This is a genomic window from Vreelandella venusta, from assembly GCF_015689495.1.
GTDB classification, from domain to species: Bacteria; Pseudomonadota; Gammaproteobacteria; order Pseudomonadales; family Halomonadaceae; genus Vreelandella; species Vreelandella venusta.
On the sequence record NZ_CP065135.1, the window covers coordinates 4,277,510 to 4,303,503 of the forward strand.

At 53.3% G+C, this 25,994-nt stretch carries 24 protein-coding genes; 6 read left to right on the forward strand and 18 right to left on the reverse strand.

The genetic code is table 11. From position 1 onward, the window contains the following. The first annotated feature begins 25 nt into the window (after positions 1–25). Entirely contained in the window at positions 26–1,972 is a 1,947-nt protein-coding gene (abc-f, locus tag IR195_RS19670) for a ribosomal protection-like ABC-F family protein (protein ID WP_206048403.1), read from the forward strand. A 50-nt stretch (positions 1,973–2,022) separates the two neighbouring features. Here abc-f and dtd read toward each other — a convergent pair whose 3' ends face one another. The 9 genes from dtd to IR195_RS19715 form a co-directional block, all read right to left on the reverse strand. After that, the gene (gene dtd, locus IR195_RS19675) at positions 2,023–2,460 is read right to left on the reverse strand and encodes a D-aminoacyl-tRNA deacylase (RefSeq protein ID WP_206048404.1); all 438 of its coding nucleotides are present in this window, start codon (positions 2,458–2,460) and stop codon (positions 2,023–2,025) included. A 131-nt stretch (positions 2,461–2,591) separates the two neighbouring features. Next, positions 2,592–3,437, reverse strand: coding sequence for a universal stress protein (locus tag IR195_RS19680; RefSeq protein WP_146942299.1), 846 nt, complete (start codon positions 3,435–3,437; stop codon positions 2,592–2,594). 157 nt (positions 3,438–3,594) lie between these two features. Continuing rightward, on the reverse strand, positions 3,595–4,425 hold the full coding sequence (thiD, locus tag IR195_RS19685; protein WP_146942297.1) for a bifunctional hydroxymethylpyrimidine kinase/phosphomethylpyrimidine kinase: 831 nt from the start codon (positions 4,423–4,425) through the stop codon (positions 3,595–3,597). 156 nt (positions 4,426–4,581) lie between these two features. Further along, the gene (locus tag IR195_RS19690) at positions 4,582–5,691 is read right to left on the reverse strand and encodes a TRAP transporter substrate-binding protein (protein ID WP_206048405.1); all 1,110 of its coding nucleotides are present in this window, start codon (positions 5,689–5,691) and stop codon (positions 4,582–4,584) included. A 274-nt stretch (positions 5,692–5,965) separates the two neighbouring features. Further along, complete coding sequence (locus IR195_RS19695; protein ID WP_125752995.1) at positions 5,966–7,369, reverse strand: TRAP transporter large permease; 1,404 nt, start codon at positions 7,367–7,369, stop codon at positions 5,966–5,968. Further along, positions 7,369–7,929, reverse strand: coding sequence for a TRAP transporter small permease subunit (locus IR195_RS19700; RefSeq protein WP_206048406.1), 561 nt, complete (start codon positions 7,927–7,929; stop codon positions 7,369–7,371). Before IR195_RS19700 ends, IR195_RS19695 begins: the two co-directional genes overlap by 1 nt. Positions 7,930–8,031: 102 nt before the next feature. Beyond that, the gene (locus tag IR195_RS19705; protein WP_125753001.1) at positions 8,032–8,862 is read right to left on the reverse strand and encodes an endonuclease/exonuclease/phosphatase family protein; all 831 of its coding nucleotides are present in this window, start codon (positions 8,860–8,862) and stop codon (positions 8,032–8,034) included. Between the two features lie 2 nt (positions 8,863–8,864). Continuing rightward, on the reverse strand, positions 8,865–9,497 hold the full coding sequence (locus IR195_RS19710; RefSeq protein ID WP_125753004.1) for a thiol:disulfide interchange protein DsbA/DsbL: 633 nt from the start codon (positions 9,495–9,497) through the stop codon (positions 8,865–8,867). A gap of 105 nt (positions 9,498–9,602) precedes the next feature. After that, a complete protein-coding gene (locus tag IR195_RS19715; RefSeq protein ID WP_125753007.1) occupies positions 9,603–10,232 on the reverse strand; it encodes a c-type cytochrome in 630 nt (209 codons plus the stop codon). A 311-nt stretch (positions 10,233–10,543) separates the two neighbouring features. On the opposite strand from IR195_RS19715, the gene yihA reads away from it, so the two are divergent. Further along, entirely contained in the window at positions 10,544–11,179 is a 636-nt protein-coding gene (gene yihA / locus IR195_RS19720; RefSeq protein WP_125753011.1) for a ribosome biogenesis GTP-binding protein YihA/YsxC, read from the forward strand. A gap of 84 nt (positions 11,180–11,263) precedes the next feature. On the opposite strand, the gene IR195_RS19725 is transcribed toward yihA, so the two are convergent. The 8 genes from IR195_RS19725 to IR195_RS19760 all read right to left on the reverse strand — a co-directional run bounded on the left by IR195_RS19725 (position 11,264) and on the right by IR195_RS19760 (position 19,831). After that, a complete protein-coding gene (locus IR195_RS19725) occupies positions 11,264–12,001 on the reverse strand; it encodes an HAD family hydrolase (protein WP_125753014.1) in 738 nt (245 codons plus the stop codon). 2 nt (positions 12,002–12,003) lie between these two features. Beyond that, positions 12,004–12,912 (reverse strand): tyrosine recombinase XerC, encoded by a 909-nt coding sequence (locus IR195_RS19730; RefSeq protein WP_206048407.1) that lies wholly within the window; start codon positions 12,910–12,912, stop codon positions 12,004–12,006. Then, positions 12,905–13,615, reverse strand: a complete 711-nt coding sequence (locus IR195_RS19735; RefSeq protein ID WP_125753020.1) for a DUF484 family protein — start codon at positions 13,613–13,615, stop codon at positions 12,905–12,907. The genes IR195_RS19730 and IR195_RS19735 overlap by 8 nt, the downstream gene beginning before the upstream one ends. A gap of 16 nt (positions 13,616–13,631) precedes the next feature. Beyond that, a complete protein-coding gene (gene dapF / locus IR195_RS19740) occupies positions 13,632–14,465 on the reverse strand; it encodes a diaminopimelate epimerase (protein ID WP_125753023.1) in 834 nt (277 codons plus the stop codon). After that, on the reverse strand, positions 14,465–15,736 hold the full coding sequence (gene lysA / locus IR195_RS19745; RefSeq protein ID WP_206048408.1) for a diaminopimelate decarboxylase: 1,272 nt from the start codon (positions 15,734–15,736) through the stop codon (positions 14,465–14,467). The genes dapF and lysA overlap by 1 nt, the downstream gene beginning before the upstream one ends. After that, positions 15,736–15,867 carry an LPS translocon maturation chaperone LptM gene (gene lptM, locus IR195_RS19750; protein WP_125753029.1) on the reverse strand — a complete coding sequence of 44 codons (132 nt, stop codon included), beginning with the start codon at positions 15,865–15,867 and terminating at the stop codon, positions 15,736–15,738. The genes lysA and lptM overlap by 1 nt, the downstream gene beginning before the upstream one ends. Then, positions 15,864–17,267: an argininosuccinate lyase gene (gene argH, locus IR195_RS19755; protein ID WP_125753032.1), complete on the reverse strand. Its 1,404-nt coding sequence runs from the start codon at positions 17,265–17,267 to the stop codon at positions 15,864–15,866. The genes lptM and argH overlap by 4 nt, the downstream gene beginning before the upstream one ends. A 113-nt stretch (positions 17,268–17,380) precedes the next feature. Continuing rightward, entirely contained in the window at positions 17,381–19,831 is a 2,451-nt protein-coding gene (locus IR195_RS19760) for a sensor domain-containing protein (RefSeq protein WP_206048409.1), read from the reverse strand. A 137-nt stretch (positions 19,832–19,968) separates the two neighbouring features. On the opposite strand from IR195_RS19760, the gene hemC reads away from it, so the two are divergent. The 4 genes from hemC to IR195_RS19780 are packed head-to-tail and all read left to right on the forward strand — an operon-like array spanning position 19,969 to position 24,464. Then, positions 19,969–20,913, forward strand: a complete 945-nt coding sequence (hemC, locus tag IR195_RS19765; protein WP_125753039.1) for a hydroxymethylbilane synthase — start codon at positions 19,969–19,971, stop codon at positions 20,911–20,913. Beyond that, on the forward strand, positions 20,910–21,689 hold the full coding sequence (locus tag IR195_RS19770; RefSeq protein WP_206048410.1) for a uroporphyrinogen-III synthase: 780 nt from the start codon (positions 20,910–20,912) through the stop codon (positions 21,687–21,689). The genes hemC and IR195_RS19770 overlap by 4 nt, the downstream gene beginning before the upstream one ends. Before the next feature lie 16 nt (positions 21,690–21,705). Then, positions 21,706–23,202: a uroporphyrinogen-III C-methyltransferase gene (locus tag IR195_RS19775; protein ID WP_206048411.1), complete on the forward strand. Its 1,497-nt coding sequence runs from the start codon at positions 21,706–21,708 to the stop codon at positions 23,200–23,202. Next, on the forward strand, positions 23,199–24,464 hold the full coding sequence (locus IR195_RS19780; RefSeq protein WP_125753045.1) for a heme biosynthesis HemY N-terminal domain-containing protein: 1,266 nt from the start codon (positions 23,199–23,201) through the stop codon (positions 24,462–24,464). Before IR195_RS19775 ends, IR195_RS19780 begins: the two co-directional genes overlap by 4 nt. A gap of 110 nt (positions 24,465–24,574) precedes the next feature. On the opposite strand, the gene IR195_RS19785 is transcribed toward IR195_RS19780, so the two are convergent. Further along, positions 24,575–25,852, reverse strand: coding sequence for a dienelactone hydrolase family protein (locus tag IR195_RS19785; RefSeq protein WP_241006771.1), 1,278 nt, complete (start codon positions 25,850–25,852; stop codon positions 24,575–24,577). Positions 25,853–25,994 lie beyond the last annotated feature (142 nt).

Sequence of the window (25,994 nt, forward strand, 5' to 3'; positions counted from 1 at the left end):
TTTACCCACCTTTTCGGGAGAATGCATGATCGCACTGCGCCAAGTCGCCCTGCAACGGGGTACACAAACGCTACTTGATAACGCTGACCTTACGCTCCACAGCGGGGTAAAGGCAGGTATTATTGGGGCAAACGGCGCCGGTAAGTCGAGCTTATTCAAACTTCTGCTAGGCGAGCTCGGCCCCGACCAGGGCGACGTTGAGATGAGCGGTGGGCAGCGGATAGCCCACATGGCCCAGGAAGTTGAAGCGCTGGATCGTCCCATTGTGGAGTACGTGCTGGATGGCGACTATGCGCTGCGACAAGCGGAGGCTGATCTACTGGCCGCGCGCGAAGCAGACGATGCGCATCGGGAAGCCGAGCTACATGGGCTTATCGAAACCTTGGATGGCTACACGGCAGAATCGCGAGCATCGCAACTGTTAGTGGGGCTCGGTTTTGTGCAAACGGATCTTAAGCGGCCTTTGTCAGACTTCTCCGGTGGCTGGCGAATGCGTGTAAACCTAGCCCGCACACTGTTTATGCCTTCCGACTTATTACTGCTTGATGAGCCGACCAACCACCTTGATCTCGACGCCCTACTTTGGCTAGAACAGTGGCTAACCCGCTACCCAGGCACATTGCTGCTGATTTCTCATGACCGCGACTTTCTCGATGCCGTGTGTGACCACATTGTGCATATGCATCACCAAACGCTCGAGCTTTACCGCGGCAACTACTCTCTCTTTGAGCGCACGCGAGCTGAAAAACTCGCTCTACAGCAAGCAGAAGCAGCTAAGCAGCAGGCTCGCCGCGAAGAAATCGAGCGCTTTATAGCGCGCTTTCGCGCCCAGGCGACAAAAGCAAAGCAGGCACAAAGTCGTGTGAAAATGCTGGAGCGTATGGGGGATATCGCCGTTGCTCATACGGATTCGCCTTTTCACTTCACGCTGCCTGCCGCTGATAAGACCTCACACCCCCTGCTCGTACTTGACCAAGCGACCCTTGGCTATCGCAGCGAAGCTGGCGATGTGGCGCAATTAGAGAAGGTCAATATTACGTTATTACCCGGTAGCCGTATCGGCCTGCTAGGCCCCAACGGCGCGGGTAAATCGACATTGATCAAATCACTGACCGGTGAATTAGCGCTGCTAGAGGGCAAGCGCGTACCAGGCGAGCATTTAGCCATTGGCTATTTTGCCCAGCACCAGCTAGAAAGCTTGGACGTGACGGCGACGCCGTTTGTGCATGTGCAACGGCTCTCTCCCACGGCGAGTGACCAGGAAATTCGCAATTTCCTGGGTGGTTTTGGCTTTAAGGGCGATGACGCCTTTGGCGAAGTTGGTACTTACTCTGGCGGTGAAAAGGCGCGCTTAGCGCTCGCGTTGGTCGCCTGGCAGAAGCCCAACCTGCTGCTGCTCGATGAGCCAACCAACCACTTAGACTTGGAAATGCGCGAGGCGCTCACCGAGGCACTGGCAAGCTTTGAGGGTACGGTTATTCTGGTGTCGCACGACCGTCATCTATTACGCGCCACGGTTGATGAATTCTGGCGGGTAGCCGACCATCGTGTTGAACCCTTTGATGGCGATCTCGATGATTACCGGGCATGGTTAAAGGCGCGTTTGGAAGAGGGCCGCCGCGATGCGCGTAGCGAAAAAAGTGAACGCCAAAGCCAGCAGCCTAGCGGTGATCGAAAAGCCGCTCGCAAAGCAGCGGCGGAGCTGCGCGAGAAGCTGCGGCCACTGAAAAAAGCGCGCGATCAAGCTGAAAAAGCCATGGAGAAAAATCAGCAAGCACTTGAAGAAGTAGAAGCTATTCTGGGTGACCCGACGCTTTATACCGACAGCGCTCGTAAAGCGGAGCTGACCGAAGCACTTGCCCAACAGGCGAAAATCAAAAGCCGCTTGGACACCAGCGAGCAGCAGTGGCTCGCCGCCGAGGAAGCGCTGGAAACAATGGAAGCAGAGTTATTAGCCAGCGAAGATGCCTAACCCTAGGCCAACCAATTCGGGCTGCTTTGAATCTAGTCGAATTAAGTCGCTTAGCTCTCAAGCATGAACGTTACCGGCCCATCGTTAACTAACGCCACTTGCATATCAGCGCCAAATTGGCCGGTTGCAACGTTGGGCCAAGCAGCACCAGCCTTAGCGACTAAATAGTCAAACAGGCGCTCACCTTCAGCAGGCGGAGCAGCGCTAGAAAAGCTGGGTCGCAAACCTTTGCGAGTATCAGCGGCCAGCGTAAACTGTGATACCAGCAGTAAGCCTCCGTTAGCCTGCTGAAGGTTATGATTCATTTTGCCTTCTTGGTCATTGAAAACGCGGTAGTGCAACAGCTTATGCAGTAGTTTTTCAGCATCGGCCTCAGTGTCACCCTTTTCAACGCCCACTAACGCTAGTAGCCCATGATCAATGGCCCCGACCATCGTACCTTCAACCGTAACGCTGGCGTTTTTTACCCGCTGAATCAGTGCTTTCACTCTCGCCCCTTGCAATATCATTCCAACAAGAAGCAGTGTAATCGCTGGCATAGGTTTGAGACAAAGCTTTGTGTGGATTTAGCCCAGCAACGTATCGCAAAAAACGCCTCAACAAAGGGTCCCTACGACAGCTACCAGGAGCGGCACAGCATAAGGTCGCAGTGAGGTTCACCTAACAACATTTCAGTCACCTGGCTGGTGTGTTGAGGCTGACCGCGGCTACCAATAATCACCAAATCGGGGGTGTGTCGCTTCATATAGTCTTGAAGCACATCACAGGGCTGCCCTGGTTCAAGCACTAGCTCGATATCGGGGATACCGTCAAGATCGCGCATCAAGCTCTCAATCTCGTTATCCAGCGTCCTACGTAAACGCTCTACTTCGTGATCTCGCCAGTGTGCAAAATTAGCCTGGGAACCCAACTCACGCTCACCAGGTAAGCTCCAGGCATGCAGCAGCGTCAACGTTGCTTCCGGAAAGCGAATGAGTGCTTCCCTAAGTGTTTGCCGAGCAGTCAGCGAAAAATCGATTGGCACTAGGATATGCTGCCAAGGCTGCGTTGGTAGATAAGAGGCGACCACCACCGGGCAAGGCGCACTTCTCATCACGCGCATCACAGTGGTTCCCAAAAGAAGATCTTTCTGACCGCGCTTACGGTGCATGCCCATAATAATTAACGAGGCATTACGCTCGTGGGCTTCTCGCACAATTTCAACATGAGGCTCCCCCACAACAGTTTGAATAAGCAGCGAAGGCGCTTCCAGCGCGTAATCTTCACGCAGGTCGGTCAATGTGGCACTGATATCTTCGTTAACCGCACTTTCAACGTCGTGAAGAACACGGTGTGGCAAGTAAGGGTCAAGGACGTGGAGAATGTCGAGCTGTGCCCCTTGGGCATAAGCCAGCCGAAGAGCGCGAGCAAACGCAGCGCGGTTATCCTGAGAAAGGTCCGTGGCAAACAGCAGCGTGCGAGACATGGCACAACTCCCTGGCCGATCAAGTCGGCACCGTCAGTAGACACGTGAGACAGCCAAACAGGCAATGTTCAGCATGGTGTCCGTTTGCGCATACTGCAAGGAGTGTCTTACTTTTTCCGCTGCCGCTCGGCACATTGATGGTGCTAGATCATTGACATCACCACCACGCATGAAAGTGGTGCACCGGCCCACGCCCATGACCAACACTTAGCCGAGTACTCGCTTCTAATGCAGCATGCAGCCACACTTTGGCTTCACCAATCGCTTGCTTAGGCGCGTTTGGCGCTGCATCGGCAGGCAGTTTTGCTAAACACGCAGTGATCGCAGACGAGAGAGCACAGCCCGTGCCGTGCAGGTTTTCAGTGTCAATACGTGAGGCAGGAAGCCATGTGTGGCCGTCAGGAGTTGCCAGCAAGTCAGGGCAGGTATCTCCGCGCAAATGCCCTCCTTTCAGCACCACATAAGGCGCGCCCAACTCAACCAGCGCTGGCAGCATCGCCTCCATGTCATCCAGTGAATTCGGTGATTCGGCATCTAAGAGCACAGCCGCTTCAGGCAAGTTAGGCGTAATCACGTCAGCCAGAGGTACCAATATATCGCGCACGGCACGAATGCCAGCATCATCGACCAGAATATCACCGCTTTTAGCTACCATCACCGGATCCAGCACGATCCAGCGAGGACGATTTTGCCGTAAGACATCAGCGATCACCTCGGCAACCTCGCGGCTGGCGACCATGCCAATTTTAACGGCATCTAATGCCACATCATTTATTAGGTTTTCTAACTGCTCGCGAATAGCGTGAGGCGAAACCGGATACACGGAAGCCACACCACAGGTATTTTGAGCGATAACAGCAGTGATGACATTGGTGCCGTAGACACCCAGCGCCGAAAAAGTTTTCAGATCACCCTGCAAGCCAGCACCACCAGAAGGGTCGGATCCTGCGATGGTCAGTACATTGCGGAGGCGGGAATCGTTGGACATGGTGCTCCTTAATTAACGGTTCAGTCGTGTTCTAAAATACTCAAATACAACGCCAAACAGGGCTTCTTAACCAAAACAATGGCCGCCTAAAAGGCAGCCATTGCGTGTTCAACGAGAGCAGAATGCTAATAGTATAGCTACATCGCTAGTGAGCCGTTACTGCGTTGTGTCACCCTCTGGATTGCGGGCGTTGTAGTATGCCTGCTCAGAAATCGCATGGTAATTTCCGACCTTATCTTGGAAGGTACGGTACGACTCATAAATCCGTGTACCCAACTCGCTTGATTCAGCCAATTCAGCAATAACGTCTTCTGAATGCTCACGAGCCTGAGCCAACACGTCGTCAGGAATACGGCGCAGCTCAACCTCATGCTCGTTGACCAACGTCTCCAGCGCATCGTTATTACGTGCGGTGTACTCATCAAGCACGTTTGCATTAATATCGCGCACGGCGGTCGTCAAAATAGCCCGTAAATCAGCGGGTAATTCGGCTAAGGCTTCTTCGTTGACGATGGTTTCAAACATCACCGTCGGCTCGTGCCAGCCAGGATAGTAGTAATAATCGGCAGCCTGATGCAGGCCGAAAGCTAAATCATTATAGGGGCCAATCCACTCAGTCGCGTCAATGGCACCCGACTGAAGTGATGTGAAGATTTCGCCGCCTGGCATATTCACAATGGCAACGCCCATACGGCTCATCACTTCACCACCTAGACCTGGCATACGCATCTTCAGGCCATCAAGGTCCTCAATCGAATTGATTTCCTTGTTATACCAGCCCCCCATTTGAACGCCAGAAGCACCCGCCACCATGACATCCACACCAAAAGGCTCATAAACTTCGTTCCACAACTCCATGCCACCGCCAAAGTGCAGCCAGGCATTCATCTCCTGTGCGTTCATGCCAAACGGCACGGCGGCGAAGAACTGGGCTTCAGGGGCTTTGCCCTTCCAGTAATAGGAAGCAGAGTGGCCAAGTTCAGCCGTGCCGTCAGACACCGCATCAAAGACCTCAAACCCAGGCACCAACTGGCCAGCACCGAATACTTCAATGGTCAGGCGACCATCGGACATCTCTTCCACCAGTTGCGCAAGACGCTCTGGCCCCTGCCCCACACCTGGGAAGTTTTTCGGCCAGGAAGTGACCATTTTCCAACGAAAACTTTCTTGTGCCTGAGCTTGGTTATCAAAGCTTGAGACCACCAGCAAACTAGTGGATAGAGCGGTTGTCAGCGCAATGGCGACAGGTAAAGCGTTGGCTTTCATATATTAACCCTCTTGCTTCCATTATTACTGTTATAGGTAGGAGGAGGCCGCCTAGCCAATTGGCTAGGCGGTTTGTTACAAGCCGTTAGTTTATGCAGCTTGGCTGCTTTTGATTAAGGTTGCCACTTAGTTGCGTTGACAGTCACGATAGTTTTCAACTCGCCACTTATCAAAATGGCTTAGCCTACAACTGGGCCTTGCAAAACCAAGCCTTGCAAAACCAAGCCTTGCAAAACCAAGTCTTGCAAAACCATGTCTTTCAAAACCGTGCCTTTTAAAATTGAGTAGGTAGCCATGTGGCTAACTGCGGGAAAAACGTTAGCATCAGCAACATACCAAGCTGCATCAGGATAAACGGGATAACCCCACGGTAAATTGCCGAGGTCGGCACCGAGGGTGGCGCTACGCCGCGCAGATAGAACAGCGCAAAGCCAAACGGCGGGGTTAAGAATGACGTTTGCAGGTTAATCGCGATCATGATGCCCAGCCAAATCGGGTCAAGCCCCATGGCCAGCAGAATCGGCCCAACGATGGGCACTACTACAAACGTGATTTCGATAAAGTCGAGAATAAAGCCAAGTAGGAAGATGACCAGCATCACGATAATGGTCGCCCCCACCACTCCACCGGGCATACCTTCGAACAGCTCGGTGACCATATGCTCGCCGCCGTAGGCCCGGAAGACCAGCGAAAACAGCGCCGCACCAATCAAAATCATAAACACCATGGTGGTCACATGGGTGGTTGAACGCAGCACGTCTTTCAGCGTTGCCCAATCCAGTTGACGATAAGCAAGGGCCAGCACCAGGGCACCAAAGGCACCGACAGCCGACGCTTCAGTAGGCGTTGCAAAGCCGCTTAAGATCGAGCCAAGCACCGCGACAATGAGTACAACTGGCGGTACTAAGCCTTTCAATAGCAACATTCCCAGGCCGGAGGTATGCCCAAGCTCTGCCATTAGTTCTTCACGGTCAGCGGCGGGTGCCATCTGCGGGCGAAACAGCGCTACCAGAGCCACGTAAATCATATACATAACGACCAGAATCAGCCCGGGCACCAGCGCTCCCATAAACAAATCACCCACAGAGACCGTTTTAGGGCTGAAAACTCCCATCGAGAGCTGCGCCTGCTGGTAAGCGGACGATAGCACATCGCCAAGCAGTACCAATGCAATAGAGGGTGGGATGATTTGGCCAAGCGTGCCGGTCGCACAAATGGTGCCGGTCGCCAGCGAGGTGCTATAGCCGCGCTTTAGCATGGTAGGTAGCGACATAAGCCCCATGGTAACCACGGTGGCTCCAACAATGCCGGTAGAGGCTGCCATCAACATACCGACCAATGTCACCGAAATACCTAGACCACCACGCATGGCACCAAACAGCAGCGCCATCGCATCGAGCAGTGTTTCAGCGACTTTGGACTTCTCCAGTAAAACGCCCATTAAGACAAATAATGGCACTGCCAATAACGTTTGATTGGTCATAATGCCGTAAAGCCGATTAGGCAGCGCGGCAAGATAGCCACTGTCGAAGTTGGCATCTATACCGACGCTCTCAAGGCCTAAGCCCATTCCCGCAAACAGCAGTGCAGTACCTGCTAATGAAAGCGCCACAGGAAAGCCAAACATCAGCACGATGCAGATGGTGGCAAATAAAACAAGCGGCATAAATTCCAGCATCAAACGCGCTCCTCAAGGTGGTTGTTATCACCAACAGACGGGGGGATCCGGCCAGTCAATACATAGCCATTGCGCACTACTTCAATGACCCCTTGCAGTATCATTAGTATGGCAAAGAGCGGTATTAACGTTTTCAGTGCAAAGACGGCGGGAATGCCACCATAATCGGAGGAGGTTTCCATAATCCGCCAGGAGTTAGCAACGTAACCCCAGCTGGAAGCAATGACAAAAACCATCACGGGTATCAACAGCGTGATAATCCCCACGATGTTAACTATCGCTTGGCGGCGAGGCGTAATGCCACGATAGAAGATATCGACACGCACATGGCCGTCATGGCGAAAGGTATAGGCCGCAGCGAGCATAAAGACACTGGCGTGCATGTACATCACCAGCTCTTGCATAAAAATGCTGTTAACGTTGAAAATATAACGAAGCAGTACAATCGTGAACTGAATCAACATCATAGTGATGATCAGCCACGCAAGGCTACGCCCGAACCACTCCGAAGCGCGGTCCAGCGCAGCGATAAACGCAGGTAGTTGTGTTGTGTCCGACATTGTGGTGTCTCGCGTAAAACGGCTAAGGGGAGTCAGCGTTCCAGACAATAGCGCATATACGCAAACAATGCAGCGCCCATAAACCGCCTAGCAAGCTTATTATTAAACGCTTTGGCGAATTGCCGCTAGGCAGGCGGGAGGTAATGGTAAATCGACAGCAATCGGCAAATGGTCAGAAAACAGATGGTCCAGTACATGGACATCTGCAGCTTCAAGTGTCTGGGAAAGCAGAATGTGATCCAGAGCGCGCCGGGGCTGCCAAGATGGATAGCTAAGCAGCGGCTTAACCGGGTGAAGCGGCAATGAGGTACTAAAACGCTCATGGGCATGAAGCTGGTCAGGCGTGCAATTTAGATCACCCATGACCACTACATGGCGCAGCGGCTCAATAATATTGCTTAAATAATTCAGCTGACGCACACGCCCGCGCTGACTCAGCGCCAAGTGGGCGACAAAGATATGCAGTGCATCTGGGCCTTCACCATAGCGTGCGTGAATAGCGCCACGCCCTGGTAACATTCCTGGCAGCCGATGCTCTTCGATGTGGCTGGGCACAATACGTGACAATAGCCCATTACTGTGTTGAGCAAACTGCCCTAAATTACGATTAAGCTGCTGAAAGTAGTGGGGAAAGCGTGCTTGAGAGGCAAGGTATTCAACTTGGTTTACACGGCCGGAGCGAAAACTACCGCCATCAACCTCTTGCAGCCCCACCACATCAAATGGCTCTAGCACATTACCCATTTGCGCCAAGCGTTTCAGACGTTGAGGGTGAGGCAAAACGTGTTGCCAACTACGTGTGAGGTAGTGGTGATAAGCCGACGTTTGAATACCTACCTGCAAATTAAATGTCAGTAAGCGGATATGGCCACGTTCGGCTAAAGATAACGCAGACGAGCCTGCTTGCCCACCTGCGTGACCATGCTCTAACACCGTTATTGTGCACGCTCGTTACGCACGCGCTCGACAAGCGCATCCGCAATTTGCGGCATATTTTCCAAGCTACCTGCTGTGCTTGGCGACACAACGTAGCGACCATCAACAATAAGCGCCGGCACGCCCATTAAGCGCATTTCACGCATGCGGCTGTTGGCTTTATTGACTTCGCTACGAACACCGAACGCTTTCAACGCCTGTTTGGCTTCTTCTTCACTTACACCATAATTGGAGAAAAACTCGGCGATTTCATCCTCATCTGTCAATGAGCGGCCATCTTCATGAATGGCCTCAAAGAAATCAGCGTGCAGTTCATCTTCGATACCCAGAGATTCTGCTGCATAAAACGCCGTCGCGTGGGTGTTCCAATCACCGCCCATGGTAGCTGGCATATGAACAACGCTAACGTCGTCTTCAAGCGTTTCGTACCACTCATTTACGGGTGTTTGTAGCCGGTAGCAATGCGGGCAGCCAAACCAAAACACCTCGGTCACTTCAATCTGCCCCTCTTCGACCTGTGTTTCCACTGGCGACTCAAGCAGCGTGTAGTGTTGACCCTCTACCAACTCCTGAGCACTTACTGCCGCAGATAAACCTAGGCCAACCATCGCGACCATTAACGTTTTCAACATAGCGAAAATTCTCCAAGAATGAGCGAGGCTATGACCGCAGGGCGTGCATAGAGGTTCCCCATCTCTTTAATTACCAGTGAGATAGGGTACCTTGATGAGCAGCGTCTAGTTCAAGCCTAAGAGGTAATTCGCCACGGCTTCCATGTCGTTATCACTCATTTTAGAAGCAATATCACCCATGATGTTGTTCGGACTGTTAGCACGCTCGCCGGAAGCAAAGTCTTGCAATGTAGACACCATATACTCCGTGTGCTGGCCTGAAAGCGCTGGATATACCGCGCTGCCAATACCAACCCCAGTGGGTGTATGACAAGCACTGCAAGCAGGAATACCTTTGGACATATCCCCTACCCGGTACAGCTCTTCACCGCGCGCTAAAAACTCTGAGTCTTCATCGTTGGTTTGGCCAAGATTTGCGTTTTGGCCTGCAAAATGCGCCGCAACATCCCAAGCGTCTTGATCAGAGAATGCATCAACTTGTCCAGCCATGGTGGGAACCAAGCGGTTGCCGTCGCGAATATCCATGATTTGCTTGGCCAGATAGGACATCTGCTGCCCTGCCAGATTAGGGAAGGTACCCACTGCGCTGATACCTTGCTGACCATGACAGGCCGCACAGGTTTGAGCCAGTTCACGACCTGCCGCCGCATCCGCGTCAGCTTGGTGGTCGGTTTGAGCGTGTACGGTGCCAACGGCACCCATGGTAATTGCCAGGCTTGCCAGTAACTTTCTCATTGCTATTCCACTATGCCGTTTGATTATTGACTGGTACGCATCCCGGGCGCTGCCCAGGCTCAGCACTTTACCAGGGTCAACTCCGCCAAAACGAACAACATGCCGTGTTGGTCGCTGCTGGCTAGAGCGCAATGGTACACTAGCGCCCCAGGTCGCAGTTATAAATCGCTTGCATTATAACGAATCACCCTAGCGGCGGGAATGCAAGTCCAGGTCTGCTTTTAGGGTAATTCGTCGCGGTACCGTCATTTACTCACGTTAACGTGGTGAAACGGGCCGTCTTATACGTCTGTTTTTTCAGGATTAACACCATGTCTACTGCTAATGATCACCCTGTCGTTCGACTGAACTACCCCACAGCGCATTTTATGATTAGCGCACCAACGCTGGCTCTGTGCCCAGACGATACCGGCGCAGAAGTCGCGTTTGCCGGGCGCTCAAATGCGGGTAAATCAAGCGCAATTAACGCACTGACTCAACAAAAGGCGTTAGCCCGCACCTCGCGCACGCCAGGCCGCACTCAGTTGATCAATTTTTTCAGCCTCATGAACGACGAATCGCGTCGCTTAGTCGACTTGCCCGGCTACGGCTACGCCAAAGTGCCTGAAGCGGTAAAACTAGAGTGGCAACAGCACCTGTCTGACTATCTACGTGGCCGCTTCAGCCTACGTGGCCTTGTACTGCTAATGGACGTGCGCCACCCGTTAACCGAGTTCGACCAAATGATGCTCGACTATGCAGACAAGCGCGAAATGCCGGTGCATATTCTGCTTACCAAGTCCGATAAATTAAAAAAAGGCCCTGCTAGTGCCGCGCTGCAAAAAGTCCGTTCTCGTCTTAAAGAGTGGGAAGACTTGGTCTCCGTTCAGCTTTTCTCATCGCTCAAGCGCGACGGTGTAGATACGCTTTCTCAAAAGCTCGACCAGTGGCTACATACCCCCGAGTAAACCAAGCTTTGCCGAACAAGCCAAGCTTTCTCCATAAACGGAATCTTGCCAAACAAACCCAGTCTTCTTAAACAAGCCGCTTTTTCACGAGCGTCGCTCCAACCACTCGATCAGCTCGGGCAATTCTTTCACGTGGGCAATGCGGTGGGTGCGTGCTGGCAAGGTCTGATCGCCTTGCGCGGCGATCCACACGGCATGCATGCCCAACTGCTGTGCAGGTAGTATGTCCTCTTGCCAGGAATCACCTACATGCATAGCGCGGTGCGGCACAACATTAAGACGCTCCAGAGCGGTGAGAAATGGCTTGGGGTCTGGTTTTGGGGCCAGTAATTCACCCGCTGCAATCGCGACTGGAAAGTACGCCGCTAACGGCTGACGTTTAAGGTGAATATTGCCATTAGTAATAGCAGCTAGCTGGTAACGTTCGCTCAACGCAGATAAGAGTCCCGCGGCTTCGGGATGCGGCGTTACCTGTACCCGCAAGCGATGAAACTCATTCATAGCAGCGGCAGCCCATAGCAACGCACTGCTGCGTGTTAAGCCTTGGGCTTCCAGCTGTGCTTCTAACGCCCGCAAACGCAGCCAAGTAAAGTCGCCACGCCGTTCTGGCACCCGCTTGGCCCACGCTTGGCGACGCTCCAAATAGTCGGCTAGCCCCTGCTGGTAACTTAGCGTTAATGGGCTTTCATGGCGAGCTTTGCGCCATGCCGCCAGCGCATCAATTAACCAACGATAGTGGCCCTCTTCCGTTTTTAGCATCACGCCTTGGTTGTCCCATAGCGTATCGTCAAGATCAAACGTAATCGCTTGCAGAGAAGCCATGGTTAACTCCGTGTCGTGCGGCGTTTTGCGCGAGGGTGAGCGGCATCGTAGCTTTCAGCCAAGTGCTGCCAATCGAGGCGAGTGTAGACTTGGGTCGTCGACAAATTAGCGTGACCCAGCAATTCCTGAACCGCGCGCAGATCTTGACTGGATTCCAGCAAATGACTTGCGAACGAGTGACGCAGACGGTGGGGGTGAAGGTGTTCAGGCAAACCACGCACAACAGCAAGCTGTGCCAAGCGCTTTTGAATACCGCGATGCCCCAGACGTTGGCCACGCTGACCGACAAATAACGCCATTTCACCCATTGCCGCTAGCTCAGGTCGACACGACAACCACGCCTTAATCGCCTGATCTGCACGCTGACCAACGGGTACTTGGCGGGGCTTACTGCCTTTACCCATCACCCGCACATGCTGAGCATTTAAGTTATCTAAATCCAGCGCAGCAAGTTCCGCTAAGCGTAGGCCGCTGGAGTAAAACAACTCCAGCATGGCTTGATCACGTATTGCCAGCGGTGTGCCGTCGTGCGGCGTGTCTAAAAAGCGTGAGAGCGCATCCACATCAAGCGGTCTGGGCAAGTGGCTTGGTTGCTTTGGCGTGCGCAGTAGCCCCACCGGATTGTCGGCAAGCATGTGATGTTGCACAAGATAGTCAGCAAAGCGTGATAGCGCAGCGCGGCGGCGAGCCAAACTTCTCGGCGCGAGGCCGCGACTGCGCTCCGCCCCCAAAAAGGCGCGTAGAAATGTGGTATCTAACGCCGTCGCCTCGGTGATGCCACGCTGCTCAGAGAAACGCTGCAGGGCGGTTAAATCCTGGCGATACGCAGCCACCGTGGCAGGGCTTGCATGGGTAGCAAGCTTACGTAAATACGCCTCAATCTGCGACGTTAATAAGCTTGGGCTATCCATGGTGTTCTAAGCGCAGCAGTAGCCGTGCCACGATATCGCTCAGGTATTCTGTAAACAGCGTATCCATACTGGCGCGGTAGCAGTCAGGATCAGGGCTTGCGAGCAGCAAATATCCCAGCTGCTCACCCGCCGAAAGGCGCGAAATGGCGCAGGAGCCCGCCCGTCGGGGGGCCTTAGTATGCGGCAGCAAGCATTTCCAGTCGCTAACGCTGAGCTTGGCACAACGGCTGGTACGCCCATCTAACAGCGCAGCCAAACGAGCGCTGGCATGCTGATCCAATACATGGCGTGGTGGCTGGGGCGGCGTTGGCTCCTCGTCACTTAATGAGGATGGGCACCATAGTGCCATTGCCGGCGTTTGAAAGTGTTCGCTTAACTGAATAGCGAGCGCTTGGGCTAAGGCATCACGATCTTCTGCTCCCACCAGACTGAGCAGCGTCTCACGCAGTCGACGATACTGGGCTTCATTATGTCGTGCTGTTTCTAGTAGATGCTCAAGCCGCCCCTCTGCTGTTTCAGCACGCTGACGCAAATCGATCACCAAACGCTCTAGCAACGATACCGCCCCATCAATGTGGGGGTGCGGTACCTTAAGCTGCTGCAGTAAGCCTTCACGGCCAACAAAAAAATCGGGGTGACGGGCCAGCCAAAACGCCACTTGATCAGGGTCGAGCGTTTTGCGCGGCTCGGGGGCTTGAGACATCGCCGTTCTCCTCGAATTAGTTGAGTGTGACACGACCGTCGAAGACGCGTGTAGCAGGGCCCACCATCACCAACGACGCTTCGGGGTCAGGCCACTCAATGCTTAACTGACCACCCGGTAAGTGAACGGTGACGGGGCTTTTCAACACCCCTTGGCGAATACCACTCGCCACAGCGGCACAGGCGCCGGTGCCGCAAGCCAGCGTCTCGCCGCTGCCACGCTCATACACCCGCAGGCGAATCTCACTGGGCGATACAACCTGCATAAACCCTACATTCACCCGCTTCGGAAAGCGGGGGTGAGACTCAAGTAACGGGCCAAGATGCTCGACCGGTGCACTATCAACACTTTCCACCTGCAGCACGGCATGAGGATTGCCCATAGAGACAACCCCCAGTTCCAGCGTATCACCGTCGACCTCGACAGTGTGCAAGGGTTGGTCCCCCGGTGCCTCAAACGGCAACGTGGCGGGATTAAAACGCGGCCTCCCCATGTCAACACGCACCATACCATCGTGCTGAACATTGAGTAGCAGTGGCCCACCGGCCGTTTCCACATGAATTTCATGCTTATGGGTTAGGCGCTGATCGCGAACAAAACGCGCAAAGCAGCGCGCGCCATTGCCACAATTTTCAACTTCGCTGCCATCCGCATTAAAAATACGGTAGCGAAAGTCCATCTCTGGATCCCGGGGCGGCTCAACCACTAATAATTGGTCGAAGCCGATGCCAAAGCGCCGGTCTGCTAACTGACGAATCTGCTCATCACGCAGGCGCGCTCGCTGAGTGACCAGATCCACCACCATAAAATCATTACCCAGACCATGCATTTTGGTGAAGTGCAACAGCATCAGCGCTCCCCTTCCGGCAGCAGAGCTTCACCGGCCCACAGGCTCTCCAGGCTTTCCCGAGCGCGAACTACATAATAGCTATTGCCATCGACCATTACTTCCGGGGGCCGCGGGCGGCTGTTGTAGTTCGAGGCCATCACAAAGCCGTAAGCACCGGCTGATCGAACGGCCAGTAAATCGCCCTCAGCAATTGCCAGATCGCGCTCTTTACCAAGGAAATCACCGGTTTCACAGACAGGACCTACCACATCATAGACTGCTCGCTCACGCTGCAGACGGGTATCCACCGGCACAATCGCCTGCCATGCTTGGTACAACGCAGGGCGGATCAGGTCATTCATGGCGGCATCAACAATCGCAAAGTTTTTGGTTTCGCCGGGCTTTAAGAACTCTACGCGGGTCAGCATTAAACCTGCGTTAGCGGCAATAGAGCGGCCCGGTTCAAATAGCAACGTAAGCGCTTCACCGCCCTCCCAGCGAGAAAGGCGTGCCAGCAATTGGCTCGCATAATCAAACGGCTGAGGTGGCTTTTCATCACGATAAGGGACACCTAGCCCGCCGCCTAAATCCAAATGGTCAATCTCGATGCCGCGCTCACGCAGCCGCTCCATCAACATTAGCAGCCGCTCAAGAGCATCTAAAAAGGGGGCTGTTTCCGTGAGCTGAGAGCCAATATGGCAGTCTAGCCCGGTGACGCGCAAATTGGGTAAGCTGGCGGCCAGCGTGTAAACATCCAGCGCTTCATCGACTGGAATACCGAACTTGTTGTCTTTCAGCCCAGTAGAAATATAGGGATGAGTGCCAGCATCCACGTCTGGATTTACTCGCAGCGATACCGGTGCCACCTTGCCCAGTTCCGCCGCAACAGCGTTTAATCGCTCAAGCTCGGGGCGGGATTCAACATTGAAGCACTTAATGCCCACTTCTAGCGCCCGGGCCATTTCATGGGGCTGCTTGGCAACGCCTGAAAACACGACTTTTTGCGGATCACCACCCGCTTTCAGCACGCGCTCGAGTTCACCAATCGAAACAATATCAAACCCAGCACCCAACCGAGCAAGCAAACCCAACACGGCCAAATTAGAGTTCGCCTTCACCGCATAACAAATTAAATGGGGGTGGCCACCCAAGGCTTCGGTATAAGCACGAAAATGGCGTTCTAACGTCGCTTTCGAATAAACATAACAGGGCGTGCCTAGTTCAGCGGCAACCTGGGTAAGCGGCACGTCTTCGGCATAAAGCACGCCATCGCGGTAGTTAAAGTGATCCATTACCCCTCCTGCTCGGCAGCCGAACCTTGGGTGTTTTCATCAGGTAAATAGAGCGGCCCTTTCTGGCCGCAACCCACTAATAGCAGTGCAATCATCAGCAACGCACTTAAGGTGGTAACACAGCGTTTCATGCATCACCTTTAAGCGCGGCTAACGCCTCGCGGGCACGGCTGGCAGCGGCGCGCACTTGGTCAGGCGCGGTGCCTCCGATATGGTTACGGGCGGCCACGGAGCCTTCTAACGTAAGCACCTCAAACACATCCTGCTCGATCGTAGCAGAGAACTGTTGCAGCTCTTCAAGGGTCATTTCAGACAGGTCTTTCTTAGTCTTCAAACCATAAGCCACTGATTGACCGACAATTTCATGGGCATCGCGGAAGGCGACTCCCTTGCGAACCAAGTAATCAGCAAGGTCCGTGGCGGTTGAGAATCCACGCCGTGCGGCTTCATACATGCTGTCTTTTTTCGGCTCGATCGCAGGCACCATGTCAGCAAAGGCTTTTAAGCAGTCGCGCACGGTATCAACGGCATCAAACAGCGGCTCTTTGTCTTCCTGGTTGTCTTTGTTGTAGGCCAGGGGCTGAGACTTCATCAGCGTTAACAGCGCCATTAAATGACCATACACGCGGCCCGTTTTACCGCGAACTAGTTCGGGAACATCGGGATTTTTCTTCTGCGGCATAATCGAAGAACCGGTGCAGAAGCGGTCAGGCAGATCGATAAAGTTAAACTGGGCGCTGGTCCATAGCACCAGCTCTTCACTCATCCGCGATAGATGCATGAGTAGAATGCTGGCAAAGCTGGTGAATTCGATAGCGAAGTCACGATCAGAGACGGCGTCTAGCGAGTTCTCTGCCGGACGCTCAAAACCGAGTAATTCGGCAGTGACATGGCGATCAATGGGGTACGTGGTGCCCGCTAGCGCCGCCGCACCAAGAGGCATCACATTGACGCGTTTGCGGCAGTCCAATAAACGCTCGTGGTCACGGGTTAACATCTCTTGCCATGCCAATAAATGGTGGCCAAAGGTCACCGGCTGCGCCGTTTGCAAATGAGTGAAGCCGGGCATAATGGTGTCGGCCTCACGGTCAGCAAGCTCAATCATGCCTTCGCGCAGACGCACCAACTCCGCTTCGATCACATCGATCTCATCACGCATGAACAAACGGATATCGGTCGCTACTTGGTCGTTACGTGAGCGGCCGGTGTGCAATTTTTTGCCAGTGATACCAATTTTGTCGGTCAACCGTGCTTCGATATTCATGTGCACATCTTCAAGCGGGACCGACCAGTTAAACTCGCCTCGCTCGATTTCACCTTGAATCTCGGTGAGACCATTGATAATGGTGTCACGCTCCTCATCGGTCAGTACTCCGACCCGCGCTAGCATGGTGGCATGGGCAATCGAGCCCTGAATATCCTGGCGCGCTAGGCGTTGGTCGAAAGTCACGGACGCGGTGAAGCGTGCGACAAAAGCATCGGTGGGCTCGCTAAAGCGACCGCCCCAAGACTGGTTCGTAGCTTGGCTCATCGGAGGCATATCCTGCTGACAAAACTGAAGGAGTCGTTAAAAACTAAAGTCATCGTTATCAGAAAGTGTACCAGAGTCGCTGCACTCAGCGGCATGCCGTTTATCGTCGTTTTTCATGTCGGCGAGGGTTCAGCGTCACTAAACGGATAAGGAGATTCATCTAATAAGGTGCGTATCGCTGAAAATGGCATCGGGCGAGCAAAGTGAAAGCCCTGAAAATGCGTGCTATGACGTGCGTTGAGATATGCATACTGCTCTGCCGTCTCTACGCCTTCGATTAATACCTCAAGGCCAAGTTTGGCCGCCATGGTTACCACACCGTCTACAATCGCAGCATCCCGGGTGTCGTTGACCACGTCTCGCACAAATGATCGATCAATTTTAAGCTTGTTAATCGGCAAGTGTTTGAGATAACTAAGGCTTGAAAAGCCGGTTCCGAAATCATCTAGCGCAATATGCACCCCCAGCGAGCGCAAATCCTGCAATGTTTGTATGACGTGTTCCGTACTGTCCATCAGTACGCCTTCGGTAAGTTCTAATTCTAATAACTCAGGTGGCAAACCTGTCTGCTCAAGCACCCGTTCAATAGATAACAAAAACCCCGCGCGCTGAAACTGCATGGGCGAAATATTAACCGCCATGGTAATGGGCACAGTTGCGCTCGCATTCAATCTGACAGCATCACGACACGCTTTCTCCAACACCCACTCACTGATCGGCATAATCTGTCCGGTATCTTCTGCCAAACTAATAAACTGGCTAGGAGCAATATTGCCACGCTCAGGGTGATACCAGCGAATCAGCGCCTCTACGCCCGAAACTCGACCAGTGGCGCCATGTATTTGCGGTTGGTAATACAGCTCAAATTGCGACTGTTCTATGGCTTGTTGCAACGCATGACGCAAATTCACCCGTTCGGAAACTTTACGGTTTAGCTCATCGGTGTACCACTGATAGGTATTACGCCCTTGTCGTTTGGCTTTATACATCGCCAGATCCGCCTGTTGTATAAGCTGACGTGGCTCGCTAATCGTTCCATCATCAGTGGCAATCCCTATACTGGCAGTCATACGCAGCTCGCTGCCTCGATACCAGTAGGGTGCGGAGAGACGAGTAAGAAGTCGCTCAACGACCTGCATGACATCTTTTTCATGGGCTAAATCAGGCAATAGAACGATAAACTCGTCTCCCCCAAAACGCGCCACGGTATCCCAAGGGCGTAGCTCTTCTTCAAGGCGTTTGGCGACCTCAATTAAAATATAGTCGCCTACCTCGTGGCCAAGCGTGTCATTAATCGGTTTAAAATCATCCAAATCAACGAATAGCACAGCTATATAGCGATGATAGCGCTTGGCCAGCAGGCAGCCCTGAGCCAGTCGCTGGTCAAGCAACAAGCGATTGGGCAAGCCTGTTAATGCATCGTGGCAAGCATTATGTCGAAGCTGCGCTTGATATTCGCGTTGGGCGGTAATGTCATTCTGCACACCGATAAAGTGTGTCACAGCATCTGCAGTATCGCGCACGGGAGAAATATATAAATCATTCCAAAATGGCACCCCGTTACGACGGTAATTGCGTATCACAACATGCACTTCTTGCTGCGCATGAACCCCTCTATGCAACCTATCCAGTGTAGCGGGATCCGTCTCTTCGCCCTGCAGAAAGCGGCAGTTTTGCCCTAGCACTGCATCACGGGAGTAGCCGGTAATTCGCTCAAATGCCGCATTCACATAAACTATTGGCAAATCATGCTGCTGCGCATCAACGATGATGACGCCATTGATACTTGATTCAACGCTCCTCTCGAGCAGTGTGAGCTGTCGTTCCGTCGCTTTTCGCTCAGTGATATCTTGGGTAGATCCCTGAACTTGCACAACTTGTCCCTGCTCGTCTCGTACGGCTTTTCCAATCACTCTTACCCAACGCCTTACTGCTTGCCGGGTAATGATTTCTAGCTCTTCATCAAAACTGATTCCGTGTTCGCAACAGGCTTCAAAAACCTCACGGATACGTGGCCGGAAGCTCGGCGCGTAGAAGTCAATTGCTTCCTCAACAGTAGGTTGAAACCCAGACGAAACGCCATGCAGACGGCACACCTCGTTCGACCAAATAGGTAGTTTTTCAGACATATCGACATACCAGCCGCCAATCAGGGCGGTCTCGCCAGCTATTTGGAAGAGCCTCTGATTACGGATGAGCTGTTTCTCAATGACTTTTCGTCGCGAAATATCGCGAGCAACCAGGTAAATGACACTTTCTCCCGCTGCCGCGGTAACTTCCAACCAGACCACCTGCCCTTCGGCCGTCAGGGCTCGAACATCAAACGGAGACACTCTCTTTTGAGTTTGGAGACACGCCAACGCTTGCTCGAAAAGCGGAATATCGCGACGGTCCATTACTTGGCGACATGACTTGCCTATCCATGCGCTAGCGGGATAGCCCAGCAAGGTTTCAAACATGGGGTTGACGTTAATTAAAATGCCAGCAAAATCAACAATGAAGAATAAATCTTGCGATAACAAAAAAAACTGGTCTAACTTGCCTTGAGAATTAGCAAGGGGCATGGCATTACCTAAATATGTGGATTGCCTGACAGCGCTGGCCTTAAATTCAGCCGGTTATTTTTACTGTGTGGCTGGGTGCTTTATGATGAGACTTATCATAGTTCGTCGCGACCTGTCAGCGACAAAGGGAGAACCACGTGTCATCCATCACTAAACTGCGCATTGCCACGCGTAAAAGCCAGCTTGCTATGTGGCAAGCCGAGCACGTCCGCGACCGCTTGATGGCGGCACACAGCGGCCTGGAAGTCGAACTTATTGCGCTCTCCACTAAGGGCGATAAAATTCTCGACACACCGCTTTCCAAGATTGGCGGTAAAGGGCTCTTTGTAAAAGAGCTAGAAGATGCCATGCTGGATGGGCGTGCAGATATCGCCGTTCATTCAATGAAAGACGTTCCTATGCACTTTCCCGAAGGGCTCGGTCTTTCTGTCATTTTGGAAGGCGCCGATCCCACCGATGCGTTTGTTTCTAACCACTATACCAGCATCGACGAGCTACCAAAGAGCGCTCGTATCGGTACCGCTAGTCTGCGTCGCGGCTTGCAAATACGTGAAGCGCGCCCTGACCTGCAGATTCTTAATCTACGCGGAAACGTACAGACTCGCTTAGCCAAGTTAGATGCGGGCGAATTTGATGCCATTATTCTCGCCACCTCAGGCTTGAAACGCCTAGGCCTCGATGAACGAATTGCCCAAGCACTGCCGCCTGAAATATGCCTTCCTGCCTGTGGCCAAGGGGCACTTGGTATCGAATGCCGTCTCCATGACCCCGAGCTAATTGGCTTATTAGCTCCGCTGGATGACCCCGACACCGCCACCCGTGTGCGTGCCGAACGCGCCATGAACACCCGTCTGGAAGGCGGTTGCCAAGTGCCTATCGCAGGCCATGCCGTGCTTGATAAGGCAGGTGACACGATTTGGCTGCGCGGCCTGGTTGGCAACCCAGAAGGCACGGAGGTTCTACGTGCCGAGGGCAGTGGTTCCATTCATGAGCCCGAAGCCCTAGGTATCCGAATCGCCGAGGAGCTGCTGGATCAAGGGGCAGGCGATATATTAGCCGAGGTGTATGGCCGCAACGTATGAGTCAACCGGTACTGATCTGCCGCCCCGGTGAGCGGGGTGAAGCCCTAGCAGACTCGCTGCGTGCTGAGGGGATGCCTGTAGAGCACCTCAATGTTATGCGCTTAGAACCGCTGCCCGAGGACCACGTTCAACGCAGCGTGTGGTTAGATATTGATCAGTACCATAAAATAGTGGTGGTCAGCCCCTTTGCCGCTTACTGTTTAAGCGAGGCGCTTGATCGCTATTGGCCACAGCTGCCTGTGGGCATTGATTACTATAGTGTAGGCCGTGCGACGGCAAGCATGCTCTTTGAACAACTGGGTGTGCGTGTCCATATTCCTTCGCCTGACTACGGAGAAGACACGAGTGAGGCGCTGTTGTCACTTGCCTCACTCAAAACGCTTACGCATCAGCGTATATTGCTAGTGGCTGGTGAAGGTGGTCGCTCATTATTAGCCGATACATTGAGCGCACGTGGGGCCAACGTGACCCGCATCGCCGTGTATCGACGTGTATATCAAGCGCCAACGCCTGCCCTGCAACAACGTCTATTAACCGGCGATTATCGAGCGTTAATCGCTACCAGCGGCGAACTGCTTCAACATCTGGCAAGATGGTGTGAACAAGCAGCGTTGAACCAACCGCTAATCGTTTCCAGTCACCGTTTAGCTAAACTGGCCGGTAAACTGGGTTTTCGTGACCTCAAGGTGGCGTCGGGAGCAACACCAGCTGCACTGGCAGCGGCGTTGGGTCGGTCCTGCAACCCGAAGGGTGCCGATGTCGATCAAGGAACTTAATAAGGGCTAGCGACAGATGAGCAAACAACCAAATGATCAGGAAGGCGTACACAACGCGTCTGCCGATACAACTCAAAACGACGCTAAACCGGGCGACACCTCCGCGTCAGCCGCGTCGGGCGGCGAAACGTCAACAGCAGGCAATGCGGCATCATCCTCTTATGCCGCTAAAAACAGCCGCTCGCGTCGCCGTAATAAAGCGGGCTCTAGCGCGCCCAGTGCCAGCACCACCTCAGCGAACGTCACTAACGACCAAGCCTCGGCCAAACCAAGCGACGCTCCCCAGCAGGCAGCTGATACGAAATCCTCTGTAGACACGAAATCTTCTACAGATACCAAATCTTCTACAGATACTAAGCCGTCAGCAGGCTCCAAGCAGACGGCAAGCGCCAAGCCAACGAGCAGTGGCAATAGCACGTCTAGCAATGCTGCGCATGTCCCGCCCTCTTCTAAGAACAGCACCACGAACAGTGGTGGTGGCAAAGGCAGTGGTATCGCCATTGCGCTGGTGATTATCCTGGCACTTGCCGTCGCGTTTGCTGCTTGGCAAGGCTGGCAGCGCTTGGATAATCAGCAGCAGCGTATAGACGAGTTGGCCCAGCAAACGCAAAGCAGTGCTTCGCAGCAAGAGGTTAGCAACCTAGCATCACGTATTGAGAGCGGCGAAGCCGAGCGTACCCAAGCGCTGGATAGCACGATGAGCGAACTGCGTAGCGAGCTGGACAGCTACCGTGGCGAGGTCAACAGCACATTAGACAACGTGCTGGCACAGCTTTCTCAAGAGCAGGAGACCGACGAGCGAGACTGGCTGCACGCTGAAGCCGCCTACCTGCTACGGTTAGCCAACCAACGCCTGCAATTGGAAGGTGATGTTGAAGGTGCGGCCGCCCTGCTGCGCACCGCCGATGCTCGCCTGGTCGACGCCGACAACCCTGCATTAACGCCAGTACGTCGTAAAATTGCTAACGAACTTGCCGCTCTGGACGCCGTACCCCAGGTTGATCGCACGGGTATTTATCTTGCATTGAACGCTCAGCAAGAACGTATTGCTGGCCTACGCTTGTCACAAGAGATCGAAGAGCGCGCCGTTACCTCTAGCATTGAGCAGCCACCCACGGGCACCTTCCAACGTCAATTGGCTCGCTTTGGGGAAGAGCTAAAAGATCTTGTGGTCATTCGTCAGCACGACGAAGCGTTAGAAACACTGATTACCCCAGAGCAAGAGTCCTATCTGCGTCAAAGCTTACGCCTGATTCTTGAACAGTCTCAGTTGGCACTGCTTAAAGAAGAGCAAGCGCTTTTTGAGGCAAGCATCGATAAGGCACTGACGCTGCTCAACGGCTACTACGATACCGAACGAGAAGAGACTCAAAGCGTTATTGCTCGCCTGCAAGAACTGAAGCAAACCCAGGTGCAGCCTGAGTTACCAGACATCAGTGCTTCGCAACAGGCACTAGCGGGCTTTATTGAAAACCGCTTTGAGTCGCGTCGCCAAGGTGGAGGTGATGCATGAGAAAGCTAATCCTCTTAATTGTTGCCGGCTTAGCGGTCGGCGCACTGTTCGGGCACCTAATGATGTCGGTGCCCGGCTACTGGTTAATACGCGTTGGTGACACCTCGGTACAAACGTCATTCTGGTTCGGCTTGGTGCTGCTACTGGGTGCCTTCATCGTTTTGCACTTTGCATTACGCCTGCTCAGCGGCATTATTCGCCCAGTCGGGCGTTTTCGCACCTGGAATAGCCGTGCACGCAATCGTCGTGCCATGAAGCGCACCGTGCGTGGTCTGGTCGCGTTAACCGAAGGTCGTTGGAAAAAAGCCGAGAAAACGCTGGTGCGAGCGGCTGACGATTCCAGTACACCTCTTGTGAACTATCTTTCTGCGGCACTGGCGGCGCATTACCAGGGTCACCATGAAATGTCTCAGGAGCATTTGAATCAGGCTCAGCTCACTACCGAGGGAGCCGATACGGCCATTGGCCTGATGCAAGCTCAACTGATGATTGATCGTCAGCAGCCTGAAGAAGCGCTGGCCATTCTGAATCGTCTGGATAAAAAGCTGCCCAACCACCCGCAAGTCCTCAAGCTGCTTAAGCAAGTGCACCTAAGCGTTAACGACTGGGAAGGCTTACGCCAATTAATACCCCGTTTGGCAGCGCAAAAGCTGATCACTCAGCAAGAGCGTGAGCAGCTGGAATTCAAAGCATACCGTGAATTGATTATTTTTGAGGCCAAAAACCCCACGAATATCGAGCGTGTACGCGGGCTATGGGCCGATATGCCGGACTATCTACGCGGCAATACCGAGCTAATCGTGCTCTATACCGAGGCGCTTTTACAGGCTAACGAAGAGCCTATTGCTGAGCGCTTGCTTAATCACTCACTGGACAACCACTGGGATGCGCGCTTAGTAAAACGCTACGGCCTGCTCAACGTAGACGCTGCGCGCCAGTTAGCAAAAGCGGAAAAATGGCTGCAAGAACGCCCCAACGATCCCGAACTATTGCTGACCTGTGGCCGCCTATCGCTGCGTACTGGTAAGTGGGAAAAAGCGTTGGAGTACTTTGAAGCCAGCCAACGTCAACGCCCCAGCGGTGAAGTATGCGCCGAGCTTGCTCGCCTCTATGCAAGCCTTGGCGAACACAACAAGAGCCAGCTCTACTACCGACATAGTGTCGATATGCTCGCTAAATCACTGCCCTCGCTTCCACAACCAAGCGATGCCAATGACAGCAAACAAAGTGAGCCCAAAAAAGACGCTAAACAAAGCGCTTAACGTCGTTAGCAAGCTGCTAATGAAAAGGGTGCCCATCATGGGCACCCTTTTTCTTTACGTGTTAACGCGTTTTTTGCCAAATCTGATGGTGTTTCAAGCGCGCCATTAGATCAGCGATAGGCGCTGTTGCCCCAGGTATGCATCAGCTCGTTGGAAGGCCAGGTTTCGTCTAGCAATTTAACGGCTGTCTCATGACCTGCTACTGGTAACCCTGTCGGGTCGAGCACTCCGATCTGCACCAGTAGCGAAGCCTGATCCCAGTAAATATGTTCATGGTAGAGCTTGTCACCACGGAACTTGACGATGGCGACGAGAGGGATCTCCGCATACTTACCAGTGGGCGCAATCCCTGGTAGCAACCAATCGATCTCGCGATCGTGGGTAAAGCAGAACAATGTTTCATCAACGATTTGAGTCGCACCGATAGTGCGTGATAGAGGAATCAGAGTAGTGTCGGCGGGATTACTGTCGACGAAGTGATGCTTGTAGAAGCGATAGAGCTGCCGATACCCCACCCCGCCCGTAAGCGTCGGGATATGGTTGACATAGGGCTGTTCCACCATTGTGGCCATGGTGTCGTCCACGTTGCGGGTGGAAAACTCATACTCGCAATGCTTATCCCACAGCGCCGAGAGGTCGTAATGAGGCCCCATCGCATTACGAAAAGCCGTCACCGAGCGCTGATGAGCCATTAGCGCTGAGGGCTTATGATAGTGCTCTGAATGAGGTCGGGCAAAGGCATGATCGACACCCTGGTATAGATACAGCTCGATATTATCCTGCCCGCCCAGGGAGGCTTGAATCGCCTCGCGGGCAACAGTGGGACAATATTCATCCTGTTCGGCGAAGTGCAGCACTAGAGCCCCACGGATGTTTTTTGCCTCGTCCAGATGGTTCTCGATTCCCATGCCGTAGTAACCCACTGCGGCATCTACATCACAACGACAAGCCGTTAAATAGGCCAGACGGGCACCGAGACAGAAGCCCAGGGCACCTACGGCACCACTGCACTCAGGAAGCGACCGTAGGGTCTCGACAGCAGCGGCGATATCTTCAATACCGAGCTCCTGATCGAAGCCTTGAAATAAACCAAAGGCACGCTGCCAATCCTCCGGGGTATAGTCTAATTCAATGCTAGGCGCCTGACGCCAGAATAGATCCGGTGCCAGCACCACATAACCCTCTTCAGCGTAGTAGTCGGCGATTTCACGGATGGTGGCATTAACACCGAATATTTCTTGCAGCAGCACAATCCCGGGGCCACTGCCAGAGGCCGGAACGGCCAGATAACCAGTGAAGTTTCCGCTGCCATCCGCTGCTTTGATCTCGATAGAAGTGCCCATGTAGATACCTTTCGTTGTTGTTGGCGGGTCATTGCTAAAGTCCACGCCATTACCTTAGACAAGAAGGTAAGCACTTCACGATCCGCTAATTGCCATCTCTATCCGCTAAGTGCAGAAAATAATTTTCCAAGAAATGAATCAAGAAAATCGCTATTTATACTAAAAAGGCTTTCGGCACTCCCCATTA